Annotated in this window: 15 protein-coding genes; 2 read left to right on the top strand and 13 right to left on the bottom strand. The window is 61.1% G+C overall.

Annotation, left to right across the window (positions count from 1 at the left end):
- Positions 1-56 precede the first annotated feature (56 nt).
- Positions 57-773, top strand: coding sequence for a recombinase family protein (locus tag MMB74_RS26070; protein ID WP_277431500.1), 717 nt, complete (start codon positions 57-59; stop codon positions 771-773).
- 66 nt (positions 774-839) lie between these two features.
- On the opposite strand, the gene MMB74_RS26065 is transcribed toward MMB74_RS26070, so the two are convergent.
- From MMB74_RS26065 to MMB74_RS26010, 12 genes are all read right to left on the bottom strand, one after another.
- Positions 840-1,271, bottom strand: coding sequence for an EamA family transporter (locus MMB74_RS26065; protein ID WP_005797960.1), 432 nt, complete (start codon positions 1,269-1,271; stop codon positions 840-842).
- Between the two features lie 28 nt (positions 1,272-1,299).
- Positions 1,300-2,652, bottom strand: coding sequence for an ATP-binding protein (locus tag MMB74_RS26060; protein ID WP_029310059.1), 1,353 nt, complete (start codon positions 2,650-2,652; stop codon positions 1,300-1,302).
- A complete protein-coding gene (locus tag MMB74_RS26055; RefSeq protein WP_005797956.1) occupies positions 2,628-3,293 on the bottom strand; it encodes a response regulator transcription factor in 666 nt (221 codons plus the stop codon). The genes MMB74_RS26060 and MMB74_RS26055 overlap by 25 nt, the downstream gene beginning before the upstream one ends.
- 22 nt (positions 3,294-3,315) lie before the next feature.
- Positions 3,316-4,074, bottom strand: a complete 759-nt coding sequence (locus MMB74_RS26050; RefSeq protein ID WP_011875625.1) for a membrane protein — start codon at positions 4,072-4,074, stop codon at positions 3,316-3,318.
- A 9-nt stretch (positions 4,075-4,083) separates the two neighbouring features.
- Positions 4,084-4,533, bottom strand: a complete 450-nt coding sequence (locus MMB74_RS26045; RefSeq protein WP_076205818.1) for a hypothetical protein — start codon at positions 4,531-4,533, stop codon at positions 4,084-4,086.
- A gap of 29 nt (positions 4,534-4,562) precedes the next feature.
- Positions 4,563-5,345, bottom strand: a complete 783-nt coding sequence (locus MMB74_RS26040) for a membrane protein (RefSeq protein WP_005797951.1) — start codon at positions 5,343-5,345, stop codon at positions 4,563-4,565.
- Between the two features lie 70 nt (positions 5,346-5,415).
- Positions 5,416-6,012 carry an undecaprenyl-diphosphatase gene (locus MMB74_RS26035; RefSeq protein WP_011517526.1) on the bottom strand — a complete coding sequence of 199 codons (597 nt, stop codon included), beginning with the start codon at positions 6,010-6,012 and terminating at the stop codon, positions 5,416-5,418.
- A 56-nt stretch (positions 6,013-6,068) separates the two neighbouring features.
- Positions 6,069-6,404, bottom strand: coding sequence for a PepSY domain-containing protein (locus tag MMB74_RS26030; RefSeq protein ID WP_005797945.1), 336 nt, complete (start codon positions 6,402-6,404; stop codon positions 6,069-6,071).
- 544 nt (positions 6,405-6,948) lie between these two features.
- Positions 6,949-8,141 (bottom strand): IS3 family transposase gene (locus tag MMB74_RS26025; protein ID WP_087748592.1). Its coding sequence is split into 2 segments (ribosomal slippage): positions 6,949-7,880 and positions 7,880-8,141, totalling 1,194 coding nucleotides; the frame shifts between segments, so codons are not numbered across the junction.
- Positions 8,142-8,403: 262 nt separating this feature from the next.
- Complete coding sequence (locus tag MMB74_RS26020; RefSeq protein ID WP_021561445.1) at positions 8,404-8,967, bottom strand: recombinase family protein; 564 nt, start codon at positions 8,965-8,967, stop codon at positions 8,404-8,406.
- A 235-nt stretch (positions 8,968-9,202) separates the two neighbouring features.
- A complete protein-coding gene (locus tag MMB74_RS26015) occupies positions 9,203-9,523 on the bottom strand; it encodes a type II toxin-antitoxin system PemK/MazF family toxin (protein ID WP_021561444.1) in 321 nt (106 codons plus the stop codon).
- On the bottom strand, positions 9,523-9,738 hold the full coding sequence (locus MMB74_RS26010; protein ID WP_021561443.1) for an antitoxin MazE family protein: 216 nt from the start codon (positions 9,736-9,738) through the stop codon (positions 9,523-9,525). Before MMB74_RS26010 ends, MMB74_RS26015 begins: the two co-directional genes overlap by 1 nt.
- 384 nt (positions 9,739-10,122) lie before the next feature.
- Here MMB74_RS26010 and MMB74_RS26005 point away from each other — a divergent pair, with 384 nt between their 5' ends.
- Positions 10,123-10,782, top strand: coding sequence for a recombinase family protein (locus MMB74_RS26005; RefSeq protein WP_011178412.1), 660 nt, complete (start codon positions 10,123-10,125; stop codon positions 10,780-10,782).
- Between the two features lies 1 nt (position 10,783).
- Here MMB74_RS26005 and MMB74_RS26000 read toward each other — a convergent pair whose 3' ends face one another.
- The gene (locus MMB74_RS26000) at positions 10,784-11,458 is read right to left on the bottom strand and encodes a DNA methylase (RefSeq protein WP_011178411.1); all 675 of its coding nucleotides are present in this window, start codon (positions 11,456-11,458) and stop codon (positions 10,784-10,786) included.
- Between the last annotated feature and the right edge of the window lie 43 nt (positions 11,459-11,501).

The following is an 11,501-nucleotide window of genomic DNA, read 5'->3' as shown; positions in this document are numbered from 1 at the left end:
TGCATACTGCCTCCCAAGCTCTTGCCATTGAGCGGCAAGCGAGCGCTCAACCTTCCTTGGCCGAACGTGTTTCGAGGCCCAAAACTCGTGCCATACTTGGCCTCATGCGGTTGAATTTCCTATCCGTCAAGTTTCAGGCGAAAGTCGCCACCATGGCGGTGGGCGATCCGCGCGAGGGCAAGACGCCGCTCGGCGCAGTGGTTGACGCCAAGACCGTTGGCTATCCGTTGATCGCTGCCGGCGTCGATCCGGCCCATCTCTACGAGGATCAAGCGTCGGGCAAACGCGAGGATCGTCCCGGCCTGTTGAGCTGCCTGAAGGCGCTACGACCGGGGGATACGTTGATGGTGTGGAAACTTGACCGGCTCGGGCGCGATCTGCGGCATCTCATCAACACCGTGCATGACCTGACCGGGCGAGGCATCGGTCTGAAAGTGTTGACTGGGCACGGTGCAGCCATTGACACCACGACGGCCGCCGGCAAGTTGGTCTTCGGCATCTTCGCCGCGCTGGCCGAGTTCGAGCGCGAACTGATTACCGAGCGCACGATTGCAGGATTGGCTTCGGCGAGGGCGCGCGGTAGGAAGGGCGGCCGGCCCTTCAAGATGACTGCCGCCAAGTTGCGGCTGGCGATGGCCGCTATGGGGCAGCCCGAAACCAAGGTCGGCGATCTATGTCAGGAACTGGGCATCACAAGACAGACCTTGTATCGGCACATTTCGCCGAAGGGCGAGTTGCGCCTTGATGGCGAGAAACTGCTCAGTCAAGTTTGATGACAGGACAGCGGTTACTGTAGACGAATCGTGACGACTGGTTGAGTCAGTATGTCCTACCTGTTATCACTTGAACGCCAATAACAGAACGCCTCCGGCGACCATCGAAATGCCGGACCACTCCCTCAGTGACGGGCGTTCGCCCAAAAAGGCGAAAGCAAATACCGCCACCAGGACAAGACTGAGTTTATCCACTGGCGCAACCTTGGATGCATCGCCAATCTTGAGTGCGCGGAAGTAGCAGACCCACGATGCCCCTGTCGCCAAGCCGGACAGCCCGAGAAAAAGCCATGTCTTGGGTGATAACTCCAAGGGGTTGGTCCATTTCCCCGTGTAGGCAACAAACGCCGACAGGACGACGATGATGATGGCCGTGCGGATCAAGGTGGCCAGATCGGAATCAACTCCCTGAATGCCAACCTTGGCAAAAATAGCCGTCAGTGCCGCAAGGATAGCGGACAGCAAAGCCCAATAAAACCACCCCGCCGAATTAACCATTTAGCCTGCCTCCGCGTTTCTCAAACCGCTACCGCATGGGAGCGATAACGGCAACATTTAAGCCAGTTTGCTTCTCTTGATCTGAGAAGTCGAGGCGGATTTCAGCACCGATGCGATTGGCAATCGTCTGGACAATGGATAGTCCCAGACCCGAGCCGATCTGCTCGCTCCCCAGCGTGCGGTAGAAGGGATCAAACACTCGATCCCGTTCAGCCAACGGAATGCCAGGCCCACTGTCCTGAATACGTAGTACGACCTTCCCTTCCGAAACACCCACAGAAAGATCAACACGCCCTCCCTCTGGCGTGTAGCGGATGGCGTTATCGACTAGGTTCTTGACCACAGCGATCATGTCCAGCTCGCTTGCCCACACTTCGGCGTCCAGCGCGCCTTCGACACCGATGTCGATGTGCTTGGCCTCGGCCAGCGGCATGAGGTCTTCCAGCACGCGGCGGTAGATGCTCTGGACAGATACAGGCGACTTCGGCAGGTCGGTGGCCGACTGTGCCTTGGCCAAGGTCAAGAGTTGATCGAGCAGGCTGCGGCCGCGCTCGATCCCTTGGCGCAAAACCGTCAGCCGTTCGCGCGCCACGCTGGACATTTCCGCTTCCGCGAGCCGTTCTGCTTGCAGCGACATGGCTGTCAGCGGCGAACGTAGCTCGTGCGCGGCATCCGCCACAAAGCGGCGCTGAGATTCCATCGACTGGCTGACACGAGCGAGCAGGCGATTGATCGCCACGACAAACGGACGTACCTCGACCGGAAGGTGGCGGTCTTCGACGGGATGCAGTTCCTGCTCTGCCCGCTGGTCTATTTCCTTGGACAGCGCCGCGATGGGCTGGAACATCTTGCGCACCAGGTCAGCAACGATCAACAGCAGCACCGGCACGAGAATCAAGAAAGGCATCACCGTGCGCAGTGCCCCGTCGCGGGCAATTTCATTGCGGAAACCGGACTCCTGAGCCACAGCAATGCGTTCGCCGCTCGCCGTGGTCTTGACCAGCACGCGAAACGTCTCGCCACCAACTTCCAGCGTGTGCAATCCATCCGCCAAGGTCGCCGGGAGCGGGAGCACGCCTCCTGCATCCACGCCTACCGTAGAGGGACTGACCTCACCCAAGCGCTGGACGATCACGCGCGACTCTTCATCGACATCCTTGAGACGGATATCGGTGGTTGGCACGGCAGGCAACAAGCGCTGGCGATCCATGAGCTGCGCCACCTGGCGCAGTACATCGTCCTGTAGTTCGTGCGCTTCATCGAAGGCGGACAGGAACGAGAATACGCCCGCCACAACGGCCACCACGAGGATGGCCAGCGACAAGGTGAAGGACAGCTTGAGCTGAACTGATTCGTTCAAGCGCCTTTTGAGACCATCCATCCGACCCCCCTGACGTTCTTGATGACCTCGCCACCGAGCTTGCGCCGCAGTGCGTGGATTAGATATTCGACGGCATTGCTTTCGACTTCTTCCCCCCAGCCATAGATGCGATCCTCCAGTTCGCTGCGCGAAAGGATGGCACCAGGCCGAACCAGCAAGGCTTGCAGTAACGAGAACTCGCGGTTGGACAGTTGCACTTGGGGGCCATCATTGGCACAAGCCTCTTTGGTGGCCGGGTCAAGCGTCACCACGCCGTTGCTGAGCACGGGAGCTGCCGTGCCACCTTTGCGCCTCAGGACGGCGCGCATCCGGGCCAGCAGTTCCGCCATCTGAAAGGGCTTGGACACATAGTCGTCGGCCCCGCCATCCAGGCCGCGCAGGCGATCATCCAGACCATCGCGAGCCGTGATGATGAGCAGGGGAACCGGGTTGTCCTTGGCTCGGATGCTGGCCAGCACCTCCAGCCCATCCTTTCCGGGCAGACCGAGGTCGAGTAGCACCAGGTCGTAATGCTGGCAGCCCAGCGTGGTGAGCGCCGTCTGCCCGTCCTTCACCCAGTCGGCGGCGTAGGACGCATCCTTCAATGCGCCCTGGATCGCGTCACCGATCATGGGATCGTCTTCGACCAGCAATACCCGCACTCACCCTCCCTTCAATTGTTGTTCAATGCGCCGTCCTGGCGGCTCGCTGCCTGAACAGCAGGATTGCCACCACTATGAAGGTGAGCAGCGCGGCCGACGCTGAATAGCGGCTCAGCGCCAAGCCGCCCGCGCTCACCGGCTTGTCCAGAAAATCGCCGACCACGGCACCTAGCGGACGCGTCAGGATGAACGCCGCCCAGAACAGCAGCGTGCGGGACACGCTCGTCCAGTAGTAGGCTGCCACGACCAGCGCGAGCAGCCCGCCGAACACGACGGCCGCACCCGTGTATCCCAGGCCCGCCGTATCAGCCGTCCAGTCGCCCAGCGCGGTGCCCAGCGTCTGGGAGAACATAATCGTCAACCAGTAAAAGGCTTCCGCCTTGGGCGAGCTGACCGTGCTTACCGACACGGAGCCAAGGGTGCGATGCCAGACGAAGAGAGAGCCAAGCAGCAAGGCCAGCAGCAAGCTCGAACCGCCAGCGTACCCGATTCCGAGCGATCGGTCCGCGAAATCGGCCAGCGTCGTGCCGACCGTGGTTGTCGCGATGATGGTCGTCCAGTACAGGAAGGGGTGGAAGTCCTTGGCCTTGACCTGCGCGACCACGGCAGCCAGGAAGATCGCCGCGAAGATGGCTGTACCGACCAGGTAGCCCAGGTTCATGGACATCGAAACCGCATCACCGCCAGTTTCACCGAGCGTCGTGGCGGCAATCTTGATGAGCCAGAAGCCCAGCGTAACTTCGGGCACCTTGGCCAAAGCGTGTTCAGTGGATGTTTTCATGGGGCGCGCTCACTTTCCTTCGAGCGTGTTAAAGGTTTTCAGCAGGGCATCCATCGCAGCCTTGCAGTCAGCCTGGCTTGGCGTGTCTGCGCGAAGCGTCGCAAGCGACTTGTCGATGGCCTTGTCGAGCAGATGCCAGTCATCTGCCGCGCGCGGTTTGAGTCCGGCTTCGGCCGAATCCCATGCGACTTCCAAGTCCTTGATGCGTGACTTGGCAGCAGGCAGATCGCCCTTGTCAACGATGGCGGCGACATCAGTGGCGATGCTGCGGAAGGCCGACAGGTCGCCCAGCTTGGATGCAGTTTTGACTTGCAAGGCCGAGACAGTCTGGGCCGGTGTAGTTGATGCCGAGCTTGCGTTGTTCTGATCGGCAGATTTGGAACAACCAGCCGCGAGGGCCAAGAGCACGGCGGCCGAAATAGCCGCAACAGAGCGAGCGATTGAGTGCTGTATGAACATGTTTTTCTCCTTGTGTAGAGCGAAGAGGGTTATTCGACGAGCTGGGCCGAGCGGCGTCCATTCATGCCGATCTGCGCGACGGCCACCAGCATGACGATCACCGTGAGGAACAAGGCGCTTGTCCACATGGCACCCATGCCAAGGCCACCATAAGTCTTGGCCTGCGTCAGCAAGTCGCCGAGTGCGGCCCCGAAGGGGCGGGTCAAGATGTAGGCGATCCAGAAGGTCAGAACGGCGTTGCCGCCCATGCGCCAGGCGGTATAGGTGATGCCAATCAGCACACCGAACGCCACCGCGCCCCAGGTAAAGCCCAAGCCCAATGCCTCGGTCGCCAAATCGCCAGCAGCCGTGCCCAGCGCGAACGTGCAGAGGATGGCAGCCCAATAGAACAGCTCCCGGCTGCGCGTCACAATGTCGTGAATGGACAGGGTGCGCTCGATCCGATACCAGACGAAGAAGATCGCGGCGAGCGCAACGGCGAACGCCGAGGTGCTGATGTACAGGCTGACGCCAAGGCCATCGGTCAGCAGATCGGTGATCTGGGTGCCGACCACGCTGACCAGTACCACCGTCAGCCAGTAAATCCAAGGGGTATAGCGTCGGGTGCGCAACTGCATGAACAAGGCGGCCGCCAACAGGGCAGCCATGACGGTTCGAGTCACGCCTTGCCCCCACCCTGCGTTGACCGCCAGGAAATCGGCTCCCGTCTCGCCCACCGTGGTGGACATGATCTTGATGATCCAGAACGACAGCGCGACTTCCGGGACTTTATTGAGCCAGCCAGTGGTGCTGCTCGTGGGCAATTTGTTCATGGTGTTCTCCTGCCGGGGGTGAAATGGTTTGCCAGCAGTTTGAACATGCTGACTTAGCCCGCCCATAGGCTCACTCGCGCACCCATCCAAGCGCGATCAACCCGCTGAAAAGCCGCCGATGGATTCCGGTGGAAAGTTGATAACTTGGCAATAGATACCAGTGTGCTTCACGTAACGTCAGCCAGGCACAGATTGCAGCAACGGCGATGGCCCCGAGCATGTCGAATGGGAAGTGCACTCCAAGGTAGATGCGCGCCCAGGCAATGGGAACGCCCAGCAAAGCCAAAGTCACGCCTGCAATTCGTGGGCCTCGTTGCAGCGCGAGGCTGAAGGCAACCGCCCACCACAGCGTCAGGTGATCGCTTGGGAAAGACGAATCGGCAACATGAGGGATGAGGGTGTGACCCAGGCCGATCATGAAAGGTCGAGGATGCAACCAAGCCAGGCCGATGATCTGGTTGATGAGCAGGCCCAGCAATCCCGATGCGCTAGCAACGAGCATCGTCTTGCGGGTAGGCTCGCCGCCGCGAAGCCAGCCGATGCCGATCAGGAGTGGAACCGCCCAGATGAGCTGTTCGGCAAAGAAGGTGGCCAACGTCAGAGCCAAAGCACTGGGATGCTCCGGTGCGTTGAGCCAGAGAAAAAATGTATGGTTGAGTGATTCCATGAGGTCTCCGGGCCGGATCGCCTCCGAGGGAAACGATCCGGCCATACTGTCGGGAGTCAGTCCCGCTTGTCGTGGTCATCATCGTGATCCGCCTTGTCCTCGGCAGACGAGATGACCGTGCCCTTGTCGGCATCGACCCGGACATCGAAGACCTTGGCCCCGCTGACGACTTCCACGTCGTAGACCCAGCCTTGCTTCGAGTTCTCGTACTCGGCGCGTGACGCCTTGCCATTGGCGTGCTGCTCGGCGACGGTGACCGCCTGTGTGAGGGGAATCTTGGCCTTGCTGATTGCCAGGGCGTCGTTTTCCATACCGCCATTGGCGGCGTAGGCGACCGCGCCGGTTGCAGCGATGGCGACGGCCAGAAGGGAAAGTTTGGTGTAGCGGTACATGATGCTTCTCCAGAAGAGTGCAGGGATTTGCACAGTGGAGAAGGTACGCAGGCAGACTTAGCTCGCACTGAGCCGGGAAGTTTTCGCTCTCGCCGATGTAGTGTTATCGACTTCTAATAATTGGTGCAGTCGTCTTCTGAAAATGACAGATAAATCGCATGACGGCCTTTTTGGCCGGGGGTAGCATGACCGGACACTTTGCGTATACCCAAAATGACCGGAGGAACCCATGACCAGCCGCAACGGCTACTTCCCAGGCATGTCATTTTCAGAAGGCGACTGCACGGAATGTCAGGAGTCGGCTGCACGGCCTGTCGGGGCTATTTTTTGCGGGAGCGTTCCATGTGCAGAACAGCGTCAAGCAATGCCATTGAATCGCAGGTGTCGGATGCGTAGACCGTGCGCGTCCTTGGGTCATACGACACCATGACGAACGGGTCTGAGGTACGTTCCGTGCTCCGGGGCGCTTGACGCTTGGAGCGGTAGGTTCTGCATACCTCCCTCTTGACCTTGCCCCTGTTTGCTGGAGTTCTTAGCCCACGGATTACGCGGCCTTTTTACGCTGTGCCTCGTACCAGCGTTGCTCATATTGCATCGGGCTGAGGTATCCCAGCGTCGAATGCAATCGTCGGTGATTGTAGAAAGCCATCCAGTCCAGCACCGCGTCCATGGCCTCACGCCGGGTAGCGAACTTCCTGCCGTACAGGCTGGCCGTTTTCAATCTGCCCCAGAAGCTTTCGGTCGGTGCATTGTCCCAGCAGTTACCCTTCCTGCTCATCGATGAGCGCATCTCCCAGACACGTAGCGTGTCCTGGAATTCGTGGCTGCAATATTGACTGCCACGGTCGCTGTGGAAGATGAGGCCAGCCTCAGGGCGGCGCCGGAACCACGCCATGGTGAGCGCATCCTTGACTAGACTGGCTTGCATATGGGCTTGCATGCTCCAGCCCACCACCTGACGGCTGAACAAATCAATGACGCCCGCCAGGTACAACCACCCCTCGTCGGTAGCGATGTAGGTGATGTCGCCACTCCACAACCGGTTGGGCGCCTCGGGATTGAAGCGCCGCTGCACGAGGTCGGGCGCCACCGGCAGACTGTGCCGGCTATCCGTGGTCACCACGAATTTGCGCTTGGTCTTGGCTTTGATGCCGTGCTGCTGCATCAGGTGACGTACCCGCTCTTTACCGACACGAATCCCGCGTGCAAGCAGCTCCTTGTGCATACGCGGCCAGCCGTACTCCTGCTTGACCTCTATGTGAATTGCACGCATGTGGGCCAGTAAGGCTTCGTCGCTATGGCGGCCAGCAGGCCCTGGGCGAGCAGCGTCACGGCGGCGCTGCCAGACAAAATAGCCACTGGCGCTGACCTCCAGCACTTCGCAGGAGATGCTCACTGGATACTGGTTTCTCATTTGGTAAATCCAGGCGTACCTCGCAGCGTGTCCTGCGCGAAGTACGCCGCGGCTTTTTTTGCGATGTCTCGCTCCATTCGAAGCCTGGCAACCTCAGCACGCAGGCGCGCCAGCTCCATTTGCTCAGGCGTGACGGATGCAGGTCTGTCTCCTACACCGCCCACATCACCCTTGGCGCCGCGGCGTACCCAGTTGCTCAGGCTGGCCTTGGGGATACCCAATACCTTGGCTGTGGCAGCAATGGATTGCCCACCCTTGACCTGACGCACCGCCTCCAATTTGTATTCCCGCGTGTACTGCGCTCGAACTTGCTTGTCTGACATTTCTTGACTCCTTGGTCGTATTTTGAACAAGGCTCAAGAACTCCACTTTCCGGGGGCAAGGTCATCTTTTCGGCAAGCTGCTGGCCGATCTTCTTCCAGTCAAAGAGATAGTCGGGATACAACCGGCGCATGTCTCGCTTGTCCTGCGGCTCAAGCGTGTAATTGCGAATCCGCATGATGTTGTAATTGCTCCTGCCGACTTTGACCGTGAGATAGCAAAAGCCCTTTCTGGTCGTGACGAAGGCACTGCTTTGCTTGCGGCTCATGGTTGCTCGCTCCCGCCTTGCAGCGCGGCGTATAGGGCCGTCTTGCTCACCTTGAGCCGTGTAGCAGCCTCCCGGACGTTCAGCCCGTTGGCAATATGCTCCTGCGCCCGCTGCAACTTGTCGGCAGTGACAACCGGCTTGCGCCCGCCCTTGCGCCCGCGAGCGGCGGCAGCGGTCAGCCCGGCCTTGGTGCGCTCACGGATCAAGTCGCGCTCGAACTGGCCCAGCGCGCCGAACACGTGGAAGATGAGCCGCCCGCCCGGTGTGGTGGTGTCAATGCTTTCTGTCAGCGACCGGAAGCCGACGCCACGCGCTTCCAGCGCGCCGATTGTCTCGATGAGGTGTGGCATCGAGCGCCCGAGCCGATCCAGCCGCCAGACGGCCAGCACGTCGCCGTCGCGCAGATAGGCCAGCGCGGCGGCCAAGCCGGGCCTGTCGGCCTTGGCCCCGGAAGCCGTGTCCTCAAAGACGCGCTCGCAGCCCGCCTTGCGCAGTGCATCCGTCTGCAAGGCGGTGTCCTGTTCAGCCGTCGATACCCGCGCATAGCCGATGAGTGCCATTACCGCCCCTTTTGTCCGTTTTTCCGTCCGCCTATCATAATGTCCGACAACCCGTTATTCAAGCGCATTGCCGGACAGTGACCGGCTTGGCCGACTAATGATCGTTTGACGGACAAGGCGGCGCATGTGCCGCCATCCCGGCGCAATGGAACAGCGAACCGACTTAAGCCGGAACCGCCGAAAATTCCGGCGCGATACCGAGTAAGCCGGAATCCCAGATTTTTCCGGCACCGGGTCAAATAACGCCAACGACCAACAGGAGCGCCCTATCTATTGCTTTCATTCGCTCATCGTCGAGGCGGCCAAACGGTTCACTGATTTTGGTGCGCGGTAGCGTCGAGAGCTTGTCCACCATAACTTGCGATAGTGCGCGCAGCCCGTTAGCTGGATTCGGTTCCACGGTGACGCGAAACGCGGCATTGCGCAGGTCGCTTGTCACTGGGCACAGCACAACGCTTTCCAAGTCGGTTAGTAGGTCTGATTGAACGATCAGGGCTGGTCGTGGTTTGCCGTAGTCACCCTGCAATGAAACCGTCACGAGGTCGCCTCGCTGCATCACTCCCAGCCCTCAACGTGCGATGCCGCCTCTTCGGTGAAGCGCAAAACCTCTGCTTCTGCTGGGTCGCCCTTCAGGCTTTGGCATTGCTTGCGCACTTGCGCCGTGAACTCAGGCGAACGGGTGTCCGGCACCCAAAACTGCACAGGCCGCAGCCCCGCCGCGCGCATCCGTTCGCGGTGTCGGGCTACCTTTGATTCGTGAATTGATGGCATGGTGCTCTCCATTGGTTGCATGTATGGTTACATGATACTGCGCATGAAACCATAGCGCAAGCCAAGCCGTTCCGCAACGTCGTGCAGGGAAGTTCTGCGCAATTTCCGCCCTTCTTGGAGTTTCGTGCATAGGACTGCTGACACGACCCGGTCAGAAGTCGGCTGCACACGGGGCGGCCAGCCTCATGAACTGGTGCAGACGTCTTCTGAAAATGACAAGGCAAGACCAAGGCGAAGCGCAGCGCGATCATCACGCCGCGCACCGCCCAGGAAACACAGATTGCGGCCATGCCGCGCCAGTCACGCGCAGCGCGCCAGGCGCTCGCCAAGACGCCACCGCTGCGCGTCGGCGGCGATGGCCTGGTCGAAGGTGCCGACCGCATCATGCGGACGCCGACCGAGCACCAGGCCGCCGGCGTCGCTTTCAAGGTCGCGCGCATCTACTTGCGCGTCAGCACCGACGAGCAGGACTTGACCAGGCAGGCCGCCATCGTGGAGAGCACCAGGGCCGCCGGCTTCTACGTCGCCGGCATCTACCGCGAGAAGGCTTCGGGCGCTCGCGCCGATCGCGCCGAGCTGCTGCGCATGATCGGCGACCTGCAACCCGGTGAAGTCGTCGTTGCGGAGAAGATCGACCGCATCAGCCGCCTGCCGCTGCCCGAGGCCGAACGCCTCGTGGCCTCGATCCGCGCCCAGGGCGCGCGCCTGGCTGTCCCTGGCGTGGTCGATCTATCCGACCTGGCCGCCGAGGCGAAGGGCGTGGCAAAGGTGGTGCTGGAGTCGATCCAGGACATGCTTTTGAAGCTGGCGTTGCAGATGGCCCGCGACGACTACGAGGATCGCCGCGAGCGGCAGCGGCAGGGCGTCGAGCTGGCGAAGGACGCCGGCCGCTACACCGGCCGCAAGGCCAACACAAAGGTGCATGAACGCATCGTGGCGCTGCGCAGCGCAGGCCACAGCATTCCAGAGACGGCCAGGCTGGCCGGGTGCAGTGAAAGCCAGGTCAAGCGCGTATGGGCGCTGCACAACCAGGCGCAGGCGTGACCTACTCGGCCGCCTCCAGCTCGCGCAGGCATTCCATGATCGCCGCCCGCTCCAGCGGATCGAGCTTGGCGAGCTTCGCTTGCCAGCGGGCTTTCTTCCGCTTGATGCGCTCGCGCTCGCGGAAGTTGCTGCCGAGGTAGCGCAGATCGTGCAGCTCGGCCGGCTCGGGGTAGTTCATCCACAGCCGTTCGATAGCGATGCCGCCGCGCGTCATCGCGTTGAAGTCGATGGTTCTCCATGACGCCAAGGGAGAGCTGTCATAGATCGTTGAGCTGTAGCCCGACACCATCACCGCGCACGGCAAGCCGGCCAGCACGTCGAGCAGCCGCACGTGGTCGGCGTCGTCGTATTCGTGGCGGTATAGCTTGCCGCCGCGCCGGCTGTCCATCACGTAGGGCGGATCGGCGTAGACGAACTCGGAGCCGGTGAACTGGTGGGACTCCAGCCAGGCCACGGCGTCGCCGTGGTGCAGCTCCAGGCCGGGCACGTCGAGCTGCTGCCAGACCTCGATCACCTCGGGATCAACGTCGATGCCGACGCTGCGGGCAGCGGGCCGCTTGCGCTCCAGGATGTTGCCGCCGCCCAGGTGCGTTTCGATGTACGTGTCGTGAGGCGGGATGTTGTTGATGATCGTCTGGTAGACGCCGGCACCGCCCTTGCCGCCGGGGTATCTCATGGCCTTCTTCCTGGAGTAAATCGGGACTTGGCCAGCATCGTCA

Source organism: Trinickia sp. Y13 (assembly GCF_029522115.1).
Lineage (GTDB): Bacteria > Pseudomonadota > Gammaproteobacteria > Burkholderiales > Burkholderiaceae > Trinickia.
The sequence above is the reverse complement of the archived record's forward strand: the minus strand, read 5'-3'. Positions and strand labels throughout refer to the sequence as shown.